This window comes from Pantoea sp. Ep11b (assembly GCF_040783975.1).
Lineage (GTDB): Bacteria > Pseudomonadota > Gammaproteobacteria > Enterobacterales > Enterobacteriaceae > Pantoea.
In genome coordinates this window covers 3,065,365-3,087,021 of sequence record NZ_CP160631.1, presented here as the reverse complement: position 1 = coordinate 3,087,021, position 21,657 = coordinate 3,065,365, and the positions used below count along the sequence as shown (strand labels likewise).

The window sequence follows — 21,657 nt, the reverse complement described above, 5'->3', positions numbered from 1 at the left end:
AACCTTAAAGAGGCGCAGTGTACGCTTCTGCGGATTTATTCCGATAGTGAATATCGGACAAAATAATGTGTCAGGGGGACAGAATGATCCTGCAAGTCACCAGGCAGCCGCCGATGGATACGCCGCAGTCAGGCTACGTTCTGCGTCATGAGCAGGCAGGCACACCGTCAGATCGCTACCGCGCGCGGTTAGGCTAACGCGCCGCTTTGTGCCAGAATAATCCCCCTCATATGTAACTGACAGGAAAGCCGTGGTGAAAATTCTGGTCGATGAAAATATGCCCTATGCCCGTGAGCTGTTCAGCCGGACCGGCGAGGTGGTTGCGGTGCCGGGGCGTCCGCTGCCGGTGGCAGAACTGGCCGACGCTCAGGGGCTGATGGTGCGCTCCGTCACCCAGGTTAATGAGGCGCTGCTGGCGGGCACGCCGGTGAAGTTTGTCGGCACCGCCACGGCAGGCACCGATCATATCGACGAGGCGGGACTGCAGCGGGCAGGCGTCGCGTTCTCCGCAGCGCCCGGCTGCAACGCCATCGCGGTTGTGGAGTATGTCTTCTCCGCGCTGCTGCTGCTGGCGGAACGTGATGGGTTCCAGCTGCGCGATCGTACCGTCGGGATTGTGGGGGTTGGCAATGTTGGCGGGCGGCTGCAGAAGCGGCTGGAAGCCTGGGGCATCCGCACCCTGCTGTGCGATCCTCCGCGCGCCGATCGCGGTGATGAAGGCGAGTTTCTGTCGCTGGACGCCGTGGCAGCGCAGGCCGATATCCTGACGTTCCACACGCCGCTGTTTAAAGAGGGCCCCTACAGGAGCTGGCATCTGGCCGATGCGGCGCTGCTGATGGGGCTGAAACCCAATACTATTCTGATTAACGCCTGTCGCGGCGCGGTGGTGGACAACGCCGCCCTGCTGGAGGTGCTGAACATGCGGCACGATCTGAGCGTGGTGCTTGATGTCTGGGAGCCGGAGCCGGATCTCTCGCTGGCGCTGCTGGACAAGGTCGATATCGCCACGCCCCATATCGCGGGCTACACGCTGGAAGGCAAGGCGCGCGGCACGACCCAGGTGTTCGAAGCCTGGTGCGACTTTATCGGTCAGCCGCAGCAGGTGCCGCTCAGCACTTTACTGCCGGTGCCGGAGTTCAGCGAGATCACCCTGAATGGCCCGCTGGATCAGCCAACGCTGAAACGCCTGGCGCATCTGGTGTATGATGTGCGCCGCGATGATGCCCCCTTGCGTAAAGTGGCGGCAAAACCCGGTGAGTTCGATCGCCTGCGTAAGCAGTATCAGGAGCGCCGCGAGTGGTCATCGCTGCAGGTAAACTGTGATGATGCCGCCACGGCGGCGATGCTGAATCAGCTGGGCTTTAATGCACTCTTCTCCCCAACATAATACCGGCTGCGGGCCTGCCAGCTGTTTCCGTATGGAATAAGACGGAACGGTCGCGGTGCGCAGTGCTGACGCCCCATCGGACGGCGGGTTAAAGGGGGGGATAAATCTGAATCCCCGGGCGGTGAATATCACCGCCTTCTGTTTTTATGTCATTGTCTGGAGTAAACCAACATGTCTGACGGCTGGAATATTGCGCTACTTGGCGCGACAGGCGCAGTAGGGAACGCTGTACTGGAACTGCTGGCGGAACGCCAGTTCCCGGTTGGTGAATTATATTTACTGGCCAGCGAGAACAGCGCGGGCGAAACGAAACGCTTCGAGGGCCGCTCGCTGCGGGTTGAAAATGCAGAGTCGTTCGACTGGTCACAGGCGCAGCTGGCCTTTTTCGTCGCGGGACGTGACGCCTCCGCGCGCTACGCCGACGACGCGGCCAACGCGGGCTGTCTGGTGATCGACAGCAGTGAGCTGTTTGCGCTGGAACCCGACGTGCCGCTGGTGGTGCCGGATGTAAACCCGCATGTGCTGGCGGATTATCGCAATCGCAACATTATCAGCGTGGCCGATAACCTGGTGAGCCAGCTGCTGACCGCCATTAAACCGCTGGTGGATGCGGCGGGCCTGGGGCGTCTGCAGGTGACGAATCTGCTCTCCGTCTCCAGCTACGGCAAAGTCGCCGTGGATGCGCTGGCGGGTGAAAGTGCCCGTCTGCTGAATGGTATTCCGGCCGATGAGCACCATTTCGGTCGCCAGCTGGCCTTTAACCTGATGCCACAGCAGGCCGATGCCGAAGGCAGCGTGGAGAGCGAGCGCCGTCTGATCGATCAGGTGCGTAAGGTGCTACAGGACGAAGGCTTACCGATTGCGGTCAGCAGCGTGCAGGCGCCGGTGTTTTACGGCAATGCGCAGATTGTCCACATCGAAAACCTGCGTCCGCTCTCGGCGGAAGAAGCGCGTGCCGAACTGGCGCTGGCGGCAGATATCCGTCTGAGCGAAGAGGATGAGGTGCCGACACCGGTGACGGATGCGTCGGGCAATGGCGAGCTGAGCATTGGCAGCGTGCGCAATGACTACGGTATCCCGGAGCTGCTGCAGTTCTGGTCTGTAGCGGATAACATTCGCTTTGGTGGCGCGCTGATGGCGGTGAAAACCGCCGAGAAACTGGTTCAGGAGTACCTGTAACCATGTCAGAAGGTCAGACGCACAAACTGGCGCTCGGCATCGAGTATGACGGCAGCCACTACTATGGCTGGCAGCGTCAGAACGAAGTCCGCAGCGTGCAGGAGAAGGTGGAGCGCGCCCTGTCGAAAGTGGCTGACCATCCGGTCAGCATTTTCTGCGCGGGCCGGACCGATGCGGGCGTGCATGGAACCGGGCAGGTGGTGCATTTCGACACCACCTCGCAGCGACCGGATGGGGCCTGGACGCTGGGCGTCAACGCCAATCTGCCGCCGGATATTGCAGTCCGCTGGGTAAAGGCGGTGCCGGACGATTTCCATGCCCGTTTCAGCGCCACGGCGCGACGCTATCGCTACCTGATCTACAATCAGCGCCTGCGTCCGGCTGTGCTGGCGAAGGGCGTGACGCATTTTTATCATCCGCTGGATGCGGAGAAGATGCATCGAGCCGGGCAGTGCCTGCTGGGCGAGAATGATTTCACCTCGTTCCGCGCGGTGCAGTGTCAGTCACGCACGCCGTGGCGCAACGTGATTCACCTCAACGTCACGCGCCTGGGCGCTTACGTGATTGTGGATATCAAAGCCAACGCCTTTGTGCATCACATGGTGCGCAATATCGTGGGCAGCCTGATGGAGATAGGCTGCGGCAATCAGCCGGAGTCATGGATGGCAACGCTGCTGGCGGCGAAGGATCGGACATTAGCTGCAGCCACAGCCCGGGCAGAGGGGTTATACCTGGTGGCGGTGGATTATCCATCGCACTTTGCGTTACCACAGCCGCCGATGGGACCCTTGTTCCTCGCGGATTAATTCACTTTCAGGACTTTAAAGGGCGCGCTATGGAGTTTCTCCATTTTCTGGTTGATTTTATTTTGCACATTGATGTGCATCTTGCCGAACTGGTTGCGCAGTACGGTGTCTGGATTTACGCTATTTTGTTCCTGATTCTGTTCTGCGAAACCGGACTGGTGGTCACGCCGTTCCTGCCAGGTGACTCGCTGCTGTTTGTCGCGGGCGCGCTGGCGGCGCTGCCGGGCAACGATCTCAATGTGCACCTGATGGTGACATTGCTGGTGGTGGCGGCCGTGCTGGGCGATGCGGTGAACTACACCATTGGCCGTCTCTTCGGTGAGCGGTTGTTCAGCAACCCGAACTCGAAGATTTTCCGTCGCAGCTATCTGGATAAAACCCATGCGTTTTACGCCCGTCACGGCGGAAAAACCATTATCCTGGCGCGTTTTGTACCGATTGTCCGGACTTTTGCGCCGTTTGTGGCCGGAATGGGCCATATGTCTTATCGCCACTTCGCGCTGTTTAACGTGACGGGTGCGCTGTTATGGGTGCTGCTGTTCTCCTATGCCGGCTACCTGTTTGGCGATCTGCCGGTGGTACAGGAAAACCTGAAGCTGCTGATTGTGGGCATTATCCTGGTCTCTGTTCTGCCGGGTGTGATCGAAGTCTGGCGTCATCGCCGTCAGGCTAAGCAGCAGAAGCTGCCATAACGTTTCGCTCAGGGGTAAGACCAGATTTTTATCCACAGTCTGAACAGGTTGTGGTTTAATGAGCGACATTTACCGTCTGCTGAAGCGGTTTTCAGCAGTATCAAGACGACTGGACCAGGTCAGTTTTAAACAGAAAGGTCATCAATGAGCTGGATTGAACGCATTCTTAATAAAAGCACCACGACGCCTGCGCGCAAAGCTAGCATCCCGGAAGGGGTGTGGACGAAGTGTGACAGCTGTGGACAGGTGCTGTACCGCGCTGAACTGGAGCGCAATCTTGAGGTCTGCCCGAAGTGTGACCACCACATGCGTATGCATGCCCGTGAGCGCCTCGGCAGTTTCCTCGATCAGGGCACTATGGTTGAGCTTGGCAGTGAACTTGAACCCAAAGATCTGCTGAAGTTCCGTGACTCGAAAAAGTATAAAGATCGTCTGGTTGCAGCGCAGAAAGCGACTGACGAGAAAGATGCGCTGATCGTGATGAAAGGTCAGCTGCACGGCATGCCGGTTGTGACAGCCGCCTTTGAATTTGCCTTTATGGGCGGCTCAATGGGCTCTGTCGTCGGCGCCCGTTTTGTCCGTGCCGTTGAGCAGGCGCTGGAAGATAACTGCCCGCTGATCTGCTTCTCCGCCAGTGGTGGCGCACGTATGCAGGAAGCACTGATGTCGCTGATGCAGATGGCGAAAACCAGTGCGGCGCTGGCAAAAATGCAGGAGCGCGGTCTGCCTTACATTTCTGTGCTGACCGACCCGACCATGGGCGGCGTCTCCGCCAGTTTTGCCATGCTGGGCGACCTCAACGTCGCGGAACCGAAAGCGCTGATCGGCTTTGCCGGTCCACGCGTTATCGAGCAGACCGTGCGTGAAAAACTGCCGCCGGGCTTCCAGCGCAGTGAGTTCCTGATTGAGAAGGGCGCGATCGATATGATCATTCGCCGCCCGGAAATGCGCTACAAACTGGCGAGCCTGCTGGCAAAAATGATGAACCTGCCGGCACCGCTGCATGACGGTGAACAGTCCGTTCCTGCGACGACTGAATCGGAAAGCAACGAGGCCTGACAGGAGATAGAGAGGCACGCCCGTCGTGCCTCTTACCAATGCACCGTATACCGCAGCATCAGTCTGACGGGTATCAATAAGCAAAACGGGACATATGGACAATCTTCACCTTCCTCAAGCCACGTCGCCTTTGGCCGCGTGGCTTTATTATCTTGAGCACCTGCATACTCAGGCTATCGAACTGGGTCTGGACCGTATTCGCCAGGTGGCACAACGTCTCGACCTGCTGAAACCCGCCCCTTTCGTCTTTACCGTCGCCGGAACCAACGGCAAGGGCACCACCTGCCGCACACTGGAAGCGCTGCTGATTGCCGCAGGCTATCGCGTGGGCGTCTACAGTTCGCCACATCTGGTGCGCTACACCGAACGCGTCCGGGTGCAGGGTGAGGAGCTGAGTGAGGCGCAGCACTGCGCCAGCTTCGCGGAGATCGAGGCCGGACGTGGCGAAATCTCGCTGACCTACTTTGAATTTGGCACGCTCTCGGCGCTGAACCTGTTCCGCCAGGCGCAGCTCGATGTGGTGATCCTCGAAGTCGGTCTGGGCGGACGGCTGGATGCCACTAATATTGTGGATGCCGATGTCGCCGTCATCACCAGCATCGCGCTGGACCACACTGACTGGCTTGGCCCGGATCGCGAAAGCATCGGGCGCGAAAAGGCCGGTGTCTTTCGAGCCGGCAAGCCGGCCGTCGTCGGCGAAGCCGATATGCCGCAGAGCATTGCCCGCGTTGCGCAGGAAAAGGGCGCCCAGCTGCTCCAGCGCAACATTGACTGGTCATGGCATGCGCAGGCCGGGAGCTGGTCGCTGCGCGACGCGATCGGTGAACTGAACGATCTGCCACTGCCGCAGGTCCCGCTGCCGAATGCGGCGACCGCGCTGGCGGCGCTGCGGGTTTCCGGGCTGACGGTCAGCGAGGCGCAGATCCGCGCCAGCCTGCCGCTGGCGATGCTACCGGGGCGCTTTCAGACCCTCAGCGAGTCACCGCGCGTGATTCTGGATGTTGCTCACAATCCGCACGCAGCGACCTATCTGGCGTCGCGGCTGGCGGCGCTGCCGAAAAAGGGCAAAGTGCATGCCGTTGTGGGCATGCTGCATGATAAAGATATCGCCGGTACGCTGGCGGCGCTGGCACCGGTCGTCGATGCCTGGTACTGCGCGCCGCTGGAAGGACCGCGCGGCGCTACGGCTGAGCAGCTGCTGGATGCGCTGCCGCAGGGCGAGGCGTTTGGCTCGGTTGAGCTTGCCTGGCAGCAGGCACGTCAGCGTGCCGCGCCGCAGGATATTGTGCTGGTCTGTGGTTCATTCCACACCGTAGCACAGGTCATGGAATCGATTAAAACGGAGAAAGGACGTGGCGAGTAAGTTTCAGAACCGTTTAGTCGGTACCATTATTCTGGTGGCCGTGGGCGTGATTGTGCTGCCCGGCCTGCTGGATGGTCAGAAAAAGCATTACAAAGAGGAGTTCGCCGCCATTCCGCTGGTGCCCAAACCCGACGATCAGCAGGATAGCGAGATGGTGCCGCCGGTCACGCAGTCGTTACCGGCTCAGCCGCCGGAAGGCGCGGGCAGTGCGGTCAGCAGCAGCAACAGGAGTAACGCTACGGCGGAGCAGGGGCGGACGCAACCTGAAGAAGAGAGCGAGCCGGTTGTGGTGTCGCCACCGCCTGTGCATCAGTCTGTGCCTGCACAGACGGTGACGAAGCCGAAAGCGGAAGAGACGCGCAAGCCCAAAGTGACCGAGCAGACGAAGCCGAAAACGGTCGAGCAGCAGAAGCCAAAAACGGCAGAGCAGCCTAAACCGAAGCCGGTCGAACAGCCAAAAGTGGTGGAGCAGCCGAAGCAGGAGCAGCCGAAGCAGGAAGAACCGCCGAAAGCCGCAGAGAGCACGGCCCCGGCAGGGCAGGCTTACGTTGTACAGCTGGGTGCGCTGAAGAACGCCAGCAAGGTGAATGAGATCGTCGCGCAGCTGCGGCTGTCGGGCTACCGCGCCTTTACCGTGCCTTCCACGCCGGTACAGGGCCAGATCACCCGCATTTATGTGGGACCGGATGCCTCCAAAGCCAAAATGCAGAGCGCGGTGGGCGAGCTGAAAAGTATCTCCGGGCTGGGCGGCGTCGTGAAGCCGTACAGCGCACGCTAAGGGATCATTGACGCTGCCGATAGCAGTAACAGGCAGCGTCTTTGCGCCGCCAGACTCACCGGTTAAGCCGGTCTCTGGTCTGAAAATATGAAGATTTTCAACGGATTGTCTGGCTGAAAATCACCCGGGCGATGGTCTTTTTTTTCATCGCCCTTTTTATGGATGCAGAAAAAGAAAACCGCTACGCAAACGTTTTCTTTTTCTGTTAGAATGCGCCCCGAACTGGATGCAGGGGTGCAATTGCACTGGCGCTGGAAAAGTTCATGATCTGGATTGATTACGTCATTATTGCGGTAGTTGGTTTTTCGGCTCTGGTCAGCCTCGTTCGCGGGTTTGTCCGGGAAGCCTTATCTCTCGTTACCTGGGGATGCGCGTTTTTTGTCGCCAGTCATTACTACGCCTACCTTGCAGTCTGGTTTACAGGCTTTGACGACGAACTGGTTCGTAACGGTATCGCCATCGGTGTGCTGTTTGTGGCTACCCTGATTGTGGGGGCTATCGTGAACTACGTTATCGGCTCGCTGGTGGAAAAAACCGGCCTGTCGGGAACCGACCGGGTGTTGGGCGTCTGTTTCGGGGCGTTGCGGGGTGTGCTGATCGTAGCCGCTTTGCTGTTCTTCCTTGATACATTCACTGGCTTTTCCAGAAGTCCGGACTGGCAGCAGTCCCAACTCATTCCCGAGTTCAGTTATATCATCAGGTGGTTTTTTGATTACCTGAAAAGCACGTCGAGTTTTTTACCCCGGTGATGTGACCGGGAGTGCGGCTTAATGAGGAAATGACAACATGTGCGGTATTGTCGGTATCACCGGTTTCATGCCGGTCAACCAGTCGATCTATGACGCGTTAACGGTGCTCCAGCACCGCGGGCAGGATGCCGCAGGCATTTGTACTATCGATGCGCTGAAATGTTTTCGCCTGCGAAAGGCAAACGGCCTGGTCAGCGACGTTTTCGAAGCACGCCACATGCAGCGTCTGCAGGGCAACATGGGGATTGGTCACGCGCGGTATCCCACAGCGGGAAGCTCCAGTGCCTCTGAAGCGCAACCTTTCTACGTAAACTCGCCGTATGGTATTACCCTGGCGCACAACGGTAACCTGACTAACGCCCATGTGCTGCGTAAGCACCTGTTCGAAAAGGGCCGTCGTCACGTTAACACCACATCAGATTCTGAAATCCTGCTGAATATCTTTGCGCAGGAGTTAGACCGTTTCCAGAACGACCCGCTGGAAGCCGACAACATTTTTGCGGCGGTCGCCGCCCTGCATCAGCAGGTGCGTGGCGCCTACGCCGTCGTCGCAATGATTATCGGTCACGGTATGGTCGCCTTCCGCGATCCGAACGGCATCCGTCCGCTGGTGCTGGGTAAGCGCGTCATCGCGGATGGCCGCACCGAATACATGGTCGCCTCCGAGAGCGTGGCGCTGGATACGCTGGGCTTTGAGTTCATTCGTGACGTGGCACCCGGCGAAGCGGTCTATGTCACCGAGCAGGGCCAGCTCTCGACCCGCCAGTGTGCGGAAAACCCGAAGAGCAATCCGTGCCTGTTCGAATATGTCTATTTTGCCCGTCCAGACTCCTTCCTGGACAAAATCTCGGTCTACAGCGCCCGCGTTCGCATGGGGACCAAGCTGGGCGAGAAGATTGCCCGCGAATGGGAAGATCTTGATATCGATGTGGTGATCCCGATTCCGGAGACCTCAACCGATATCGCGCTGGAAATTGCCCGTATTCTCGACAAACCCTATCGTCAGGGCTTTGTGAAGAACCGCTACGTGGGCCGTACCTTTATCATGCCAGGTCAGCAGTTACGCCGCAGCGCGGTGCGCCGCAAGCTTAACGCGAACCGTGCCGAATTCCGTGATAAAAACGTGCTGCTGGTGGATGACTCGATCGTGCGCGGCACCACCTCCGAGCAGATTATCGAGATGGCGCGTGAAGCGGGCGCGAAACGGGTCTATCTGGCCTCTGCGGCCCCGGAGATCCGTTTCCCGAACGTCTACGGTATCGATATGCCGAGCGCCACCGAACTGATCGCACACGGTCGTGAAGTGGAAGAGATTCGTCAGTTGATCAAAGCCGATGCGCTGATCTTCCAGGATCTGGACGATCTGATCGAGGCGGTGCGTGAAGAGAACCCGGAGATTGCCCAGTTTGAGTGCTCCGTGTTCAACGGCGTCTACGTCACCAAAGATGTCGATCAGCAGTATCTGGAGTATCTCGAATCGCTGCGTAACGATGATGCCAAAGCGCTGCAGCGTCAGAACGAGGTCGAGAACCTTGAGCTGCACAACGAAGGCTGATGCGGTGTTAAGCCGGGTCGCATAGAGCAGGGCGGGAGCAATCCCGCCCTGTTTGTTTTCAGAATCCCGCTGGCCGCGTATGATGGCGCACTGGCAGACATAAGGTTGGACTATGAAACGACTCATCATTGGCATCTCTGGCGCAAGCGGGGTGATCTACGGCGTGCGCATGCTGCAGGTGCTGCAGCAGGTGGAAGGGGTGGAAACGCATCTGGTCATGAGCAACGCGGCGCGTCAGACCCTGGGGCTGGAGAGCGACTATTCGCTGCGCGATGTGCAGGCGCTGGCCGATGTGGTGCATGACGTGCGCGATATTGCAGCAAACATCTCGTCCGGCTCGTTTAAAACCCTGGGCATGGCGATCTTACCCTGCTCGATGAAAACGCTGTCGGGCATCGTACATAGCTACAGCGATTCGCTGCTGACCCGCGCCGCTGATGTGGTACTGAAAGAGCAGCGCAAGCTGGTGCTGTGCGTGCGGGAAACTCCGCTGCACGTGGGACACCTGCGGATGATGACGACCGCGGCAGAGCTGGGGGCGATTATCATGCCGCCCGTGCCGGCGTTTTATCACCGTCCTGAAACCATCGACCAGCTGATCGATCAGACCGTAAACCGGGTCATCGACCAGTTTGATATTGAACTGCCGGAAGATCTTTTCACGCGCTGGCAGGGTGCATAAAGTTCCGCTGGCGCACTTATTTAGTGCATAAGCGCGCCACGGATCACTCTTCGTGCATTTGATGCACCAAAAGTTAACAACGTCGCTTTTTCTCTTTTACTTCGCTGCTATATTCCCCTCACAAACACAGCGTTTTCACCTGTCTGACATCACGCTAACTGCGTGGATTACTTGCAGAACTGGCATGAAACATGCAGATTAATTTGCGCAAGCACATCATGAACCACATAACAAAAAGCACTTTACTTGAGGGTAATCTATGAAAAAGCGTGTTCTGGCTCTTTCCCTGATGCTGGGCTTATCCAGTGCTGCCAGCGTTTTTGCGGCGGTACCGGGTTCCATCCGTATCGGCACAGACCCAACTTACCCACCGTTTGAGTCGAAAAACGCGCAAGGCAAGTTAGTGGGCTTCGACATCGACCTCGCTAACGAAATCTGTAAACGCATTCATACCCAGTGTACCTACGTGGAAAGTGACTTTGATGCGCTAATCCCGTCGCTGAAAGCGAAGAAAATCGACGCCATCATCTCCTCACTCTCGATCACCGCCAAACGTCAGGAAGAGATCGCCTTCTCAGAAAAACTCTACGCGGCAAATGCGCGTTTAGTGGCACCGAAAGGCTCTAAAATCGAACCGACCATCGAGTCGCTGAAAGGGAAAAATATCGGTCTGCTGCAGGGCACCACGCAGGAAACCTATGCCAATGAGAACTGGCGGCCAAAAGGGGTGACCATCACGCCTTACGCCAACCAGGATCTGGTTTATCAGGATCTGAATGCCGGACGTATCGATGCGGCCTTCCAGGATGAAGTGCAGGCCAGTGAAGGTTTCCTGAAGCAGCCGGTCGGTAAGAACTACGCGTTCGCCGGTCCTGCCGTGAAAGATGACAAGATTTTTGGCGTCGGCACCGGCATGGGTCTGCGTAAAGATGACAGCGAGCTGAAAGCGGCCATCGACAAAGCGTTTACTGAAATGCGTAAAGATGGCACCTACGACAAGATTGCGAAGAAATACTTCGACTTTAATGTGTACGGCGACTAACCATCCTGTCGCTTTATCCGCTCTGCAGTACGCCGTTCTGCCCGCCTGAGCCGCTTCGCTCAGGGCAGAGGGTGTCTGCAACCACGAGATAGAGCTAAACTGCCCGTCGGACGCTGGCGGGCAGCGTTTCGTTTTCACCCCACGACAGGACCCTCTCGATGCTGTATGGCTATTCTGATGTAATTCTTCGGGGCACCCTGGTGACGCTGGAGCTGGCGCTGACCTCTGTGCTGCTGGCAGTGCTGCTGGGCCTGATAGGCGCTGGCGCAAAACTGTCGCGCAACCGGCCACTGGCGTTCGTCTTTGAAGGCTACACCACGCTGATTCGCGGCGTACCTGACCTCGTACTGATGCTGCTGATCTTCTATGGTCTGCAGATTGTCCTCAACCAGGTTACCGATGCGCTGGGCATGGCGCAGTTTGATATTGACCCGATGGTGGCCGGTATCATCACGCTCGGCTTTATCTATGGTGCCTATTTTACTGAAACCTTCCGTGGCGCCTTTATGGCGGTGCCAAAAGGGCAGATCGAAGCGGCCACCGCGTTTGGCTTTACCAGCGCGCAGGTGTTTCGTCGTATTCTGTTCCCCGCCATGATGCGCTATGCGCTGCCGGGGATCGGCAATAACTGGCAGGTCATTCTGAAAGCCACCGCACTGGTTTCGCTGCTGGGGCTGGAGGATGTGGTGAAGGCGACCCAGCTGGCAGGCAAAAGCACCTGGCAGCCGTTCTACTTCGCCATTGTCGCCGGTGTGATCTATCTGGTGTTTACCACCCTCTCCAACGGGGTGCTGTGGTGGCTGAACCGGCGCTATACCGTCGGCGTGAAGAGGGCGAGTTATGATTGATATTATTCAGGAATACTGGAAATCGCTGCTCTGGACCGACGGCTACCGTTTTACCGGCGTCGCCATCACCCTGTGGCTGCTGATCCTGTCGGTGACGCTGGGCGGATGTCTGGCGATTCTGCTGGCGATCGCGCGGGTTTCGCCTAACCGCTTTATCAGTTTTCCGGTCTGGCTTTTCACCTATGTGTTTCGCGGTACGCCGCTCTATGTCCAGCTGCTGGTGTTCTACTCCGGCATGTATACGCTGGAAGTTGTGAAGGGCTCGGAACTGCTGAACGCCTTTTTCCGCAGCGGACTGAACTGTACGCTGCTCGCGTTTACGCTCAATACCTGCGCCTATACCACGGAAATCTTCGCGGGAGCGATTCGCTCGGTGCCGCACGGCGAGATCGAAGCGGCGCGGGCCTACGGCTTCTCCACCTTTAAACTCTATCGCTGCATCATCCTGCCCTCGGCGCTGCGGACGGCGCTGCCGGTTTACAGCAACGAAGTGATCCTGATGCTGCACTCTACGGCGCTGGCCTTTACCGCCACGGTGCCGGATCTGCTGAAAATCGCGCGGGATATTAACTCCGCAACCTATCAGCCGTTTACTGCTTTTGGTCTGGCGGCTGTGCTCTATCTGATTATCTCTTACGTGTTGATCAGCCTGTTCCGCCTGGCGGAACGCCGCTGGCTGGCTCACGTGAAACCCTCTTCATCGCATTGAGTAGAACTATGGCTGACAACAAATTAAGCGTCACCGAATTGCATAAGCGTTACGGTGAACATGAAGTGCTGAAAGGGGTCTCGTTGACGGCTCAGGCGGGCGATGTGATCAGTATCATTGGCTCGTCCGGTTCAGGGAAAAGTACCTTTTTACGCTGCATCAACTTCCTCGAAAAACCGAGTGAAGGCGCCATCGTGGTCAATAATCAGCAGATCACGCTGGTACGCGACAAAGATGGCCAGCTCAAAGTGGCGGACAAGGAGCAGCTGCGGGCGTTACGCACCAGCCTGACCATGGTGTTCCAGCACTTTAATCTCTGGAGCCACATGACGGTGCTGGAGAATGTGATGGAAGCACCGATTCAGGTGCTGGGGCTGAGTAAAGCGGACGCGCGTGAACGCGCCATACGCTATCTGGATAAAGTGGGCATCGATGCGCGCGCCCAGGCGAAGTATCCGGTGCACCTCTCAGGGGGCCAGCAGCAGCGCGTGTCGATTGCGCGCGCGCTGGCGATGGAGCCGGAGGTGCTCCTGTTCGACGAACCGACCTCTGCGCTGGACCCGGAGCTCGTCGGTGAGGTGCTGCGTATCATGCAGAAGCTGGCGGAAGAGGGCAAAACCATGGTGGTTGTTACCCACGAGATGGAGTTCGCCCGTCACGTCTCCAGCCATGTGATTTTCCTGCATCAGGGCAAAATCGAAGAGCAGGGGCCGCCTGCCGAGCTGTTCGGCAATCCGCAAAGCCCGCGTTTACAGCAGTTCCTGAAAGGGTCGCTGAAGTAAGCCACTGCCCGCGTCGGATCGGCGCGGGCAGAAGCTTAAGCCTTCACCACATCCTGCAGCGCCTCCTGCAGATCGTACCAGCGGAAGCCAAAACCAGAGGCTTCCAGCCGCTTTGGCAGCACATGCTGTCCGCCCAGCACCAGAACCGACGACTCTCCCATCATCAGCTTAATGGCGCTGGCCGGCGTACGCATAAAGGCCGGACGATGCATCACCCGGCCCAGCGTGGCGGCGAACTGCTCATTGCGCACCGCGTAGGGCGCGACCATGTTGAACGGGCCGCGCAGATCGTCATGATCCAGCAGCCAGAGGATGGCGTTGACCATATCATCCAGATGGATCCACGGCATATACTGCTTGCCGCTGCCGAGCGGGCCGCCGATCCCGAGCTTAAAGGGCAGTTTCATCCTGCTGAGCGCGCCACCTTCGGGGGCCAGCACGACGCCGGTGCGCAGCAGGCAGACGCGGGTTCGTTCGCTCTCCGCCGCCAGCGCAAGCTGCTCCCAGCGGGCGCAAAGCTGATGGGTAAACTCATCGTGACCCTGATCCTCTTCCGTCAGCACCAGATCGCCGGTATTGCCGTAATAGCCGGTCGCCGATCCTGAGATCAGTACGGCGGGCGGCGTACTGCTGGCGTTGATCAGGGAGGCGATCTGCTCGGTGATCTGCCAGCGACTCTCGCACAGTTGCTGCTTGTGAGGCTCCGTCCAGCGTTTATCGGCGATCGGTTCGCCCGCCAGATTAATTACCGCATCGATATTATTCAGGTCCGGCTGCTGTGCCAGACCGGACCAGAGCGCGACCTGATCGCCCAGTTTCTCACGCGCGCTGACCACATCCCGCGTCACCACGCTGATCTGATGCCCCAGCTGCTGCAGGCGCGGAATCAGGTGACGGCCAATCAGTCCCGTGCCACCGGTAATGAGAATGTGCATGTTGCGGCTCCCTTGATGTTTTTGTTATTTGCACCTTTCAGCATAGAAGAGTCGTGCCACTCTATCGTGCGTCGCGTCGCGCTTTCTTCTTCCGGCAGCAGAGATCGGATGAGCCCGCCGTTGCCTTCCCAAAAAAAAATCGGTAAACATGATGCAACCCTGACAGCCAATTGAGGTAACCGATGAATTATCCGCCCATCACCCTGTGGTCCGATTCATCATTTTTCAGTCCTTACGCCATGTCGGCCTATGTTGCTCTCTCCGAAAAAGGGATCCCCTTTCAGCTTAAACGCGTCGATTTGTCTCAGAATCAGCAATATGCCGAGGCGTACCGCGCGCTGTCGCTGACCTGCCGGGTTCCGACCCTGCAAATCGATACTTTTCTGTTAAGCGAATCTTCGGCAATTACCGAATATCTCGAAGAGCGGTTCCCGGCACCCGAATTTGAACGCCTGTATCCCCGTGACCGGGAGAAGCGCGCCCGCGCCCGGGAAATCCAGGCCTGGCTGCGCAGCGATTTTCTCTGGATCCGTCAGGAGCGACCGACCGAGGTGCTGTTTGCCGGAGAACGCTTTGCGCCGCTGACGGCCTCTGCGCAGCAGGCGGTGGATAAACTGATTATCGCGGTCGAGCGCCTGCTGCCGGACGGGCAGCAGAACCTGTTTGGCGAGTGGTCCATTGCCGATACCGATCTGGCGGTGATGCTTAACCGGCTGGTCCTGCATGGCGACCCCTTGCCCGCTCGTCTTCGGCATTATGCTGAGTTTCAGTGGCAGCGAGCCTCGGTACAGCTGTGGTTAGCAGAAAGTGGTAAAAATCGGTAAGCGCCAGGGCTTGCTCAGGCTGGCGGAAGTGATTACCTTACGCCACATAAAAATAACGACGTGGCAAACTGCGTACCCAGGTGTACGCCAAACTGGAAAGGGTTACTGATGGTGGATCAAACCGCGGGTGACGGCATCGAGTGGGTCGATATCGTTAACGAAGAGAATGAAGTCGTTGCTCAGGCGACACGCGCGCAGATGCGTGCTCAGTGTCTGCGTCATCGTGCCACCTATATCGTGGTTCATGACGGCATGGGCAGGATTCTGGTGCAGCGCCGCACTGAGATAAAAGATTTTATGCCGGGCAAGCTGGATGCGACCGCAGGCGGCGTAGTGCAGAGCGGTGAAGATATGCTTGAATCTGCGCGCCGTGAAGCAGAAGAGGAGCTGGGGATTGCCGCGGTGCCGTTTGCTGAGCATGGCAAATTCTACTTCGAAGATCAGCACTGCCGCGTCTGGGGCGGTCTCTTCAGCTGCGTCTCGCATGGGCCTTTCGCCATGCAGGAGTCGGAAGTCGATGAGATTATCTGGATGACGCCCGATGAGATCACTGCGCGCTGTGACGAGTTCACTGACGATTCGCTGAAAGCGCTGTCACTCTGGATGAGCCGCAACGGCGATAACCGCGCCTGAGTGAACGCTCCCGGTCGCGTGACCGGGCGTATTGCCGGCTAACCGGCAAAAAAAAGGCATGCCCTGCGGCATGCCTTTTTCGTGAGCACCAGAGGTTAGCCTTCCGCCTGCTGGGACTGAATGGCGGTCAGAGCGATGGTATAGACGATGTCATCTACCAGTGCGCCGCGCGACAGGTCGTTGACCGGCTTACGCATACCCTGCAGCATCGGCCCGATAGAGATCAGGTCAGCTGAACGCTGTACCGCTTTATAGGTGGTGTTACCGGTGTTGAGATCCGGGAAGATGAACACCGTTGCGCGACCGGCAACCTGCGAGTCTGGCGCTTTCGATTTCGCCACATCTTCCATGATCGCGGCGTCATACTGCAGCGGACCATCAATCACCAGATCCGGACGTTTCTCCTGAGCGATACGGGTCGCTTCACGGACTTTCTCCACATCGCTGCCTGCACCTGATGTGCCGGTAGAGTAGGAGATCATCGCCACGCGCGGATCGATGCCAAAGGCTTTGGCAGAATCGGCTGACTGAATAGCAATCTCTGCCAGCTGCTCAGCCGTTGGATCGGGGTTAATCGCGCAGTCACCGTAGACCAGCACCTGCTCCGGCAGCAGCATAAAGAACACGGAGGAGACCAGTGAGCTGTTCGGGGCGGTTTTGATCAGCTGCAGTGGCGGACGAATGGTGTTGGCGGTGGTGTGTACTGCACCGGACACCAGACCATCGACTTCGCCGCTCTCCAGCATCATGGTGCCCAGCACCACGTTATCTTCCAGTTGCTCCTGAGCGACCACTTCGGTCATGCCTTTATTCTTACGCAGTTCGACCAGGCGCGGCACGTAGTTTTCACGCACCTGTTCAGGATCAACAATCTCTACGCCTTTACCCAGTTCAACACCCTGAGCCGCAGCGACGCGCTGGATCTCATCCGGGTTGCCCAGCAGAACGCAGGTCGCGATACCGCGTTCGGCACAGATGGCGGCGGCTTTCACCGTACGCGGCTCATCGCCCTCTGGCAGCACCACGCGTTTGCCCGCTTTACGCGCCAGCTCGGTCAGCTGATAGCGGAAGGCTGGCGGTGAAAGGCGACGGCTGCGCTCTGAGGTGGCGGTCAGGGACTCAATCCACTCCGCGTTGATGTAGCCGGCGACATACTCCTGCACCTTCTCGATGCGCTGCGTATCGTCAGCCGGCACTTCCAGGTTGAAGCTCTGCAGGCTCAGTGAGGTCTGCCAGGTATTAGTTTTCACCATAAACACCGGCAGGCCGGTCTGGAAGGCGCGTTCACAAAGACGGGCGATGCGGTCGTCAATCTCGTAGTTACCGGTCAGCAGGATGGCACCGATCTCAATGCCGTTCATGGCGGCCAGACAGGCGGCGACCAGCACATCGGGGCGGTCGGCTGAGGTGACCAGCAGTGAGCCCGGACGGAAATGTTCCAGCATGTGCGGGATACTGCGCGCGCAGAAGGTAACCGATTTTACCCGGCGGGTCTGAATCTCACCTTCGTTAATGATGCGGGCATCCAGATGGCGGCACATATCGATCGCACGGGTTGCGATCAGATCAAAGCTCCACGGTACGCAGCCCAGCACTGGCAGCGGGCTGTCCGAAAAGAGCTGTTTAGGATCGATGTTGGCGATGCTGGCTTTGGACGAGTCATCGAAAATCTCTGACAGGTCAGGGCGGGTACGCCCCTGATCGTCAACCGGCGCGTTGAGTTTGTTGATGATCACGCCGGTGATATTTTTGTTCTTCTGGCCGCCGAAGCTGCTCTGTGTCAGCTCGATGCGCTCTTTGAGCTGTGCCGGAGAGTCATTGCCCAGCGCCATCACGAAGACGATTTCCGCGTTCAGGGTTTTGGCGATTTCATAGTTCAGCGCGTTGGCGAACTGATGTTTACGGGTCGGCACCAGACCCTCAACCAGCACCACCTCAGCATTCTGGCTGCTGGCATGGTAACGGGAGATGATCTCTTCCATCAGCGCATCCTGCTGGTTCGAACCCAGCAGCGATTCCACGCGTGACATCTGCAGCGGTTCGGCGGCAGGAATGGAGGAGTTTTTACGGATGATGGTGGTGGTCTGATCCGGGTTGTCGCCGCCGCTGCGTGGCTGGGCAATCGGCTTGAATACGCTGAGGCGGACGCCTTTGCGCTCCATCGCGCGGATCACACCGAGACTGACGCTGGTCAGGCCGACGCTGGTGCCGGTCGGAATGAGCATTATTGTACGTGACACGTTTAAACCTCTCAGTCATGGCTGGGTGTCAGAAACAACGCCGTCAGCCTGGGCTGACGGCGAAAAGGACTCAGGCGGTCAGACGCGCGGCGTCCTGGGCGATGACCAGCTCTTCGTTGGTCGGGATCACCAGCGCCGGGCGGGTGCCTTCCTTATTGATGTAGCCTGACTTGCCGAAACGGGCTGCCAGGTTGCGATCGTGGTCAACATCAAAGCCGAGCAGCGCGAGCTTTTTCAGTGAAAGTTCACGCACCATCGCGGCGTTCTCACCAATGCCGCCGGTAAAGACCACGGCGTCAAGGCGGCCATCCATCAGCGCAGTGTAGCTGCCGATATATTTCGCCAGACGATGACAGAAGACATCCATCGCACGCTTCGCATCTTCTTTAGTGGCGTAGTTATCTTCCACGTAACGGCAGTCGCTGGTCACTTCGGTCAGGCCCAGCAGGCCGGACTCTTTGGTCAGCAGTTTATTGATGGCGTCGACGCTCATGCCCAGGGTGTCGTGCAGGAAGAAGACGATGGCCGGGTCGATGTCACCGCTGCGGGTGCCCATGACCAGACCTTCCAGCGGGGTCAGACCCATGGAGGTGTCTACGCACTCGCCGTTGCGAATCGCGGAAACGGAACCGCCGTTGCCGAGGTGACAGGTAATGATGTTCAGTGACTCAAGCGGCTTGTTCAGCATTCTGGCGGCTTCGTGGGTCACGTAGAAGTGGCTGGTGCCATGCGCGCCATAGCGACGGACGCCATGCTCTTTATACAGTTTGTACGGCAGGGCGTAGAGATAGGACTCTTCCGGCATTGTCTGATGGAAAGCCGTGTCGAATACCGCCACATTCTTATCTGACAGGTGAGGGAAGTTTTTCATCGCTTCATCAATCCCGATCAGGTGAGCCGGATTATGCAGCGGTGCAAAAGAGGCGGCATCTTTAATGCCCTGAACTACCTCTTCCGTAATGACGACAGACTGCGTCAGCTTCTCGCCACCGTGAACGATGCGATGACCGATTGCAGCAATTTGTGCCGACAGCTCAGGTTTTTGTGCCAGAATGGTTTTAACGATAAAGTTCAGCGCTTCGCTATGCGCTGCGCCAGCACCCAGAGGCGCTTCCTGTTTTTCGCCTTCCAGCTTCCATTTGATGCGGGCTTCAGGAAGGTGGAAACATTCTGCCAGGCCCGACAGGAATTCTTCACCGCTTGCAGGGTTAAGGATGGCAAACTTGAGGGAAGAGCTGCCACAGTTCAGGACCAGAACTAACTTACTCGACATGGAAGTACCTATTTTTTGAGAGTGGCTAAATAAAACGCAATCAGACTAACAGCGTAGCCCATGAAAGCTGGTAGATTAATGACAAACATCATGCGGTAGACAGAATTCTGCTTTTCCGCAAAAAATTTCGTTAATCTTACGTGAAAATTTGAAAATTGCCTTGTCGAAAATAGGGCTCAGGCCTCTTCCCAAAGGCGCATTCCGCATCCGAAGGGTATCGGAGCGGCGTCAGGATAGCCGGAGTCCCCTTTAAAGACAAAAATAATTGAAGGATGTCACGTAAAGTTGTGTAGTTGTAACTATTTTTTAATCTTTGCAGTATTAGTTGAGGTGAGCCATGGCGAATGAATCTGGCAGTACCAGTTGGTTTCGGATATTTCAGCGCGGCCAGCACTATATGAAGACCTGGCCTGCTGATAAGCGCCTGGCTCCCGTGTTCCCGGAAAATCGCGTTTCAACGGCGACCCGTTTCGCCATTCGTTTTATGCCGCCTCTGGCGATCTTTACGCTGACCTGGCAGATTGCGATGGGCGGGCAGTTAGGTCCGGCCGTGGCGACGGCGCTGTTTGCCTGCAGCCTGCCGATGCAGGGGTTGTGGTGGCTGGGTAAACGCTCTGTCACGCCACTGCCGCCGACGCTGCTGAACTGGTTTCACGAAGTGCGTACCCGGCTGGAAGAAGCGGGGCAGGCGATCGCTCCGGTAGAGGGCAAGCCAACCTATCAGGCGCTGGCCGATCTGCTGAAGCGGGCGTTTAAACAGCTCGACCGCACTTTCCTCGACGATCTCTGATCTTTCCCGGGGTGGCGGTAAAATATTTACCGCTGACCTGCGGCCAAATCAATGAAAGGCGATACGGCGATGTCCGTGTCGCTGACGCTATGCAATCATCACGCTATTGTCGGTTAACTGCGCGGTCTCTGACCGGGAGCGAATGATGGAAATGACCCATGCACAGCGTTTGATACTCACCAACCAGTATAAAATCATGGCCATGCTTGAACCGGAGAATGCCGAGCGCTTTCGCCGCTACCAGACCATTATCGAACGCGGTTACGCGCTGCAGATGCGGGAGCTGGACAAGGAGTGTGGCGAACTCAGCGAAACGGTCTGCCGGACGGTTATCGACATCATGGAAATGCATCACGCGCTTCACGTCTCCTGGTCGAATCTCAAAGAGCGCCCGCAGCTGGATGAAAGGCGGCTCGCTTTCCTGGGCTTCGATGCCGTCACAGAAGCCCGCCTGCTGGGCTATGTACGCTTCATGGTCAATACACAAGGGCGTTACACTCACTTCGATTCCGGTACGCACGGCTTTAATGCGCAGACCCCGATGTGGGAAAAGTATCAACGCATGCTGGCTTTATGGCAGACTTGTCCGCGCCAGTACCATTTGAGTGCAAATGAAATTGCGCAAGTGATTAATGCCTGATGAGGAGGAGCGCGTGACCTACAGAGGTTTTCTTTTTGATTTAGACGGCACGCTGGTGGATTCCCTGCCAGCCGTTGAACGAGCCTGGAGCCAGTGGGGTGCCCGTCATGGCATCGCGGCGGATGAGATTCTGGATTTCATTCACGGCAAACAGGCGATTACCTCTCTGCGTCATTTTATGGCAGGCCAGCCGGAAGCCGCGATTCAGGCAGAGTTTATCGCGCTGGAACAGGCGGAGGCGGCGGACACAGAGGGCGTGCAGGCGCTGCCAGGCGCAGCATCGCTGCTAAACCAGCTGAATGCGCTGCAGATCCCCTGGGCGATCGTCACGTCCGGCTCAATGCCGGTGGCGCAGGCGCGTCATCGGGCTGCGGGCTTACCGACGCCTGACGTGTTCATTACGGCGGAGCAGGTTGCAAAAGGAAAACCCGAGCCCGATCCCTATCTGCTGGGCGCGGAGAAGCTCGGCTTAGCGGCATCATCCTGTGTGGTGGCCGAAGATGCTCCCGCAGGCATCGTATCCGGCCTGAGCGCGGGCTGTGCGGTGGTCGCGATCAAGCCCTCCGCGCACACGCCACGCCTGGATGAGGTCGCGCTTCAGCTCGACTCACTGGCCCAGCTGGCGATAACCCGTAAGTCTGACGGCAGCTTCAGCTTCGGTCAGAAAGAGTAAGCAGAGCCCGGCGGCCTG

General features: G+C 57.9%; 22 protein-coding genes. 19 read left to right on the top strand and 3 right to left on the bottom strand.

Translation table 11 applies throughout. The annotated features are described in order from the left end of the window. Window positions 1–253: 253 nt before the first annotated feature. The 14 genes from pdxB (at window position 254) to hisP (ending at window position 13,631) form a co-directional block, all read left to right on the top strand. Window positions 254–1,387 carry a 4-phosphoerythronate dehydrogenase PdxB gene (pdxB, locus tag AB1748_RS14430; RefSeq protein ID WP_293772028.1) on the top strand — a complete coding sequence of 378 codons (1,134 nt, stop codon included), beginning with the start codon at window positions 254–256 and terminating at the stop codon, window positions 1,385–1,387. A gap of 171 nt (window positions 1,388–1,558) precedes the next feature. Continuing rightward, window positions 1,559–2,566 carry an aspartate-semialdehyde dehydrogenase gene (locus tag AB1748_RS14425; RefSeq protein WP_111140449.1) on the top strand — a complete coding sequence of 336 codons (1,008 nt, stop codon included), beginning with the start codon at window positions 1,559–1,561 and terminating at the stop codon, window positions 2,564–2,566. A gap of 2 nt (window positions 2,567–2,568) precedes the next feature. Continuing rightward, window positions 2,569–3,372 carry a tRNA pseudouridine(38-40) synthase TruA gene (gene truA / locus AB1748_RS14420; protein WP_111140450.1) on the top strand — a complete coding sequence of 268 codons (804 nt, stop codon included), beginning with the start codon at window positions 2,569–2,571 and terminating at the stop codon, window positions 3,370–3,372. Window positions 3,373–3,401: 29 nt separating this feature from the next. After that, on the top strand, window positions 3,402–4,064 hold the full coding sequence (locus AB1748_RS14415; RefSeq protein ID WP_111140451.1) for a DedA family protein: 663 nt from the start codon (window positions 3,402–3,404) through the stop codon (window positions 4,062–4,064). Between the two features lie 144 nt (window positions 4,065–4,208). Further along, complete coding sequence (accD, locus tag AB1748_RS14410; protein WP_111140452.1) at window positions 4,209–5,123, top strand: acetyl-CoA carboxylase, carboxyltransferase subunit beta; 915 nt, start codon at window positions 4,209–4,211, stop codon at window positions 5,121–5,123. A gap of 94 nt (window positions 5,124–5,217) precedes the next feature. Then, complete coding sequence (folC, locus tag AB1748_RS14405) at window positions 5,218–6,486, top strand: bifunctional tetrahydrofolate synthase/dihydrofolate synthase (protein ID WP_293772019.1); 1,269 nt, start codon at window positions 5,218–5,220, stop codon at window positions 6,484–6,486. Continuing rightward, window positions 6,476–7,264, top strand: coding sequence for a cell division protein DedD (gene dedD, locus AB1748_RS14400; RefSeq protein ID WP_111140454.1), 789 nt, complete (start codon window positions 6,476–6,478; stop codon window positions 7,262–7,264). Before folC ends, dedD begins: the two co-directional genes overlap by 11 nt. Before the next feature lie 263 nt (window positions 7,265–7,527). After that, window positions 7,528–8,013 carry a colicin V production protein gene (cvpA, locus tag AB1748_RS14395; RefSeq protein WP_111140455.1) on the top strand — a complete coding sequence of 162 codons (486 nt, stop codon included), beginning with the start codon at window positions 7,528–7,530 and terminating at the stop codon, window positions 8,011–8,013. Window positions 8,014–8,050: 37 nt separating this feature from the next. Further along, window positions 8,051–9,568 carry an amidophosphoribosyltransferase gene (gene purF / locus AB1748_RS14390; protein WP_111140456.1) on the top strand — a complete coding sequence of 506 codons (1,518 nt, stop codon included), beginning with the start codon at window positions 8,051–8,053 and terminating at the stop codon, window positions 9,566–9,568. Window positions 9,569–9,680: 112 nt separating this feature from the next. Further along, window positions 9,681–10,250, top strand: coding sequence for a UbiX family flavin prenyltransferase (locus AB1748_RS14385; RefSeq protein ID WP_293772011.1), 570 nt, complete (start codon window positions 9,681–9,683; stop codon window positions 10,248–10,250). A gap of 259 nt (window positions 10,251–10,509) precedes the next feature. Next, complete coding sequence (gene argT / locus AB1748_RS14380) at window positions 10,510–11,292, top strand: lysine/arginine/ornithine ABC transporter substrate-binding protein ArgT (protein WP_111140458.1); 783 nt, start codon at window positions 10,510–10,512, stop codon at window positions 11,290–11,292. Window positions 11,293–11,450: 158 nt separating this feature from the next. Next, window positions 11,451–12,140, top strand: a complete 690-nt coding sequence (locus AB1748_RS14375; protein WP_111140459.1) for a histidine ABC transporter permease HisQ — start codon at window positions 11,451–11,453, stop codon at window positions 12,138–12,140. Next, complete coding sequence (locus tag AB1748_RS14370) at window positions 12,133–12,849, top strand: ABC transporter permease (RefSeq protein WP_293772006.1); 717 nt, start codon at window positions 12,133–12,135, stop codon at window positions 12,847–12,849. The genes AB1748_RS14375 and AB1748_RS14370 overlap by 8 nt, the downstream gene beginning before the upstream one ends. A gap of 8 nt (window positions 12,850–12,857) precedes the next feature. After that, complete coding sequence (gene hisP, locus AB1748_RS14365; RefSeq protein WP_111140461.1) at window positions 12,858–13,631, top strand: histidine ABC transporter ATP-binding protein HisP; 774 nt, start codon at window positions 12,858–12,860, stop codon at window positions 13,629–13,631. 35 nt (window positions 13,632–13,666) lie between these two features. Here hisP and AB1748_RS14360 read toward each other — a convergent pair whose 3' ends face one another. Then, window positions 13,667–14,566 carry a TIGR01777 family oxidoreductase gene (locus AB1748_RS14360; RefSeq protein WP_367395660.1) on the bottom strand — a complete coding sequence of 300 codons (900 nt, stop codon included), beginning with the start codon at window positions 14,564–14,566 and terminating at the stop codon, window positions 13,667–13,669. Window positions 14,567–14,748: 182 nt separating this feature from the next. Here AB1748_RS14360 and yfcF point away from each other — a divergent pair, with 182 nt between their 5' ends. Both yfcF and yfcD read left to right on the top strand, forming a co-directional pair. Then, window positions 14,749–15,390, top strand: coding sequence for a glutathione transferase (yfcF, locus tag AB1748_RS14355; protein ID WP_367395659.1), 642 nt, complete (start codon window positions 14,749–14,751; stop codon window positions 15,388–15,390). A 108-nt stretch (window positions 15,391–15,498) separates the two neighbouring features. Beyond that, window positions 15,499–16,023 carry an NUDIX hydrolase YfcD gene (gene yfcD, locus AB1748_RS14350; RefSeq protein WP_293772003.1) on the top strand — a complete coding sequence of 175 codons (525 nt, stop codon included), beginning with the start codon at window positions 15,499–15,501 and terminating at the stop codon, window positions 16,021–16,023. 95 nt (window positions 16,024–16,118) lie between these two features. Here yfcD and pta read toward each other — a convergent pair whose 3' ends face one another. Continuing rightward, a complete protein-coding gene (pta, locus tag AB1748_RS14345) occupies window positions 16,119–18,263 on the bottom strand; it encodes a phosphate acetyltransferase (protein WP_199560016.1) in 2,145 nt (714 codons plus the stop codon). A 70-nt stretch (window positions 18,264–18,333) separates the two neighbouring features. Then, window positions 18,334–19,536 carry an acetate kinase gene (ackA, locus tag AB1748_RS14340; protein ID WP_111140466.1) on the bottom strand — a complete coding sequence of 401 codons (1,203 nt, stop codon included), beginning with the start codon at window positions 19,534–19,536 and terminating at the stop codon, window positions 18,334–18,336. 337 nt (window positions 19,537–19,873) lie between these two features. On the opposite strand from ackA, the gene yfbV reads away from it, so the two are divergent. The 3 genes from yfbV (at window position 19,874) to AB1748_RS14325 (ending at window position 21,639) form a co-directional block, all read left to right on the top strand. After that, complete coding sequence (gene yfbV / locus AB1748_RS14335) at window positions 19,874–20,326, top strand: terminus macrodomain insulation protein YfbV (RefSeq protein WP_111140467.1); 453 nt, start codon at window positions 19,874–19,876, stop codon at window positions 20,324–20,326. Between the two features lie 145 nt (window positions 20,327–20,471). Next, a complete protein-coding gene (locus tag AB1748_RS14330; RefSeq protein ID WP_367396347.1) occupies window positions 20,472–20,966 on the top strand; it encodes a YfbU family protein in 495 nt (164 codons plus the stop codon). Window positions 20,967–20,979: 13 nt separating this feature from the next. Next, window positions 20,980–21,639: a sugar phosphatase gene (locus AB1748_RS14325; protein ID WP_293771999.1), complete on the top strand. Its 660-nt coding sequence runs from the start codon at window positions 20,980–20,982 to the stop codon at window positions 21,637–21,639. The last annotated feature ends 18 nt before the right edge of the window (window positions 21,640–21,657 follow it).

Excerpts from the sequence above, each read along its gene's own strand:
- AB1748_RS14425 (WP_111140449.1), top strand. The coding sequence starts at position 1,559 with ATGTCTGACGGCTGGAATATTGCGCTACTTGGCGCGACAGGCGCAGTA.
- truA (WP_111140450.1), top strand. The coding sequence starts at position 2,569 with ATGTCAGAAGGTCAGACGCACAAACTGGCGCTCGGCATCGAGTATGAC.
- AB1748_RS14415 (WP_111140451.1), top strand. The coding sequence starts at position 3,402 with ATGGAGTTTCTCCATTTTCTGGTTGATTTTATTTTGCACATTGATGTG.
- accD (WP_111140452.1), top strand. The coding sequence starts at position 4,209 with ATGAGCTGGATTGAACGCATTCTTAATAAAAGCACCACGACGCCTGCG.
- folC (WP_293772019.1), top strand. The coding sequence starts at position 5,218 with ATGGACAATCTTCACCTTCCTCAAGCCACGTCGCCTTTGGCCGCGTGG.
- cvpA (WP_111140455.1), top strand. The coding sequence starts at position 7,528 with ATGATCTGGATTGATTACGTCATTATTGCGGTAGTTGGTTTTTCGGCT.
- purF (WP_111140456.1), top strand. The coding sequence starts at position 8,051 with ATGTGCGGTATTGTCGGTATCACCGGTTTCATGCCGGTCAACCAGTCG.
- AB1748_RS14385 (WP_293772011.1), top strand. The coding sequence starts at position 9,681 with ATGAAACGACTCATCATTGGCATCTCTGGCGCAAGCGGGGTGATCTAC.
- argT (WP_111140458.1), top strand. The coding sequence starts at position 10,510 with ATGAAAAAGCGTGTTCTGGCTCTTTCCCTGATGCTGGGCTTATCCAGT.
- AB1748_RS14375 (WP_111140459.1), top strand. The coding sequence starts at position 11,451 with ATGCTGTATGGCTATTCTGATGTAATTCTTCGGGGCACCCTGGTGACG.
- AB1748_RS14370 (WP_293772006.1), top strand. The coding sequence starts at position 12,133 with ATGATTGATATTATTCAGGAATACTGGAAATCGCTGCTCTGGACCGAC.
- hisP (WP_111140461.1), top strand. The coding sequence starts at position 12,858 with ATGGCTGACAACAAATTAAGCGTCACCGAATTGCATAAGCGTTACGGT.
- AB1748_RS14360 (WP_367395660.1), bottom strand. The coding sequence starts at position 14,566 with ATGCACATTCTCATTACCGGTGGCACGGGACTGATTGGCCGTCACCTG.
- yfcF (WP_367395659.1), top strand. The coding sequence starts at position 14,749 with ATGAATTATCCGCCCATCACCCTGTGGTCCGATTCATCATTTTTCAGT.
- yfcD (WP_293772003.1), top strand. The coding sequence starts at position 15,499 with ATGGTGGATCAAACCGCGGGTGACGGCATCGAGTGGGTCGATATCGTT.
- ackA (WP_111140466.1), bottom strand. The coding sequence starts at position 19,536 with ATGTCGAGTAAGTTAGTTCTGGTCCTGAACTGTGGCAGCTCTTCCCTC.
- yfbV (WP_111140467.1), top strand. The coding sequence starts at position 19,874 with ATGGCGAATGAATCTGGCAGTACCAGTTGGTTTCGGATATTTCAGCGC.
- AB1748_RS14330 (WP_367396347.1), top strand. The coding sequence starts at position 20,472 with ATGGAAATGACCCATGCACAGCGTTTGATACTCACCAACCAGTATAAA.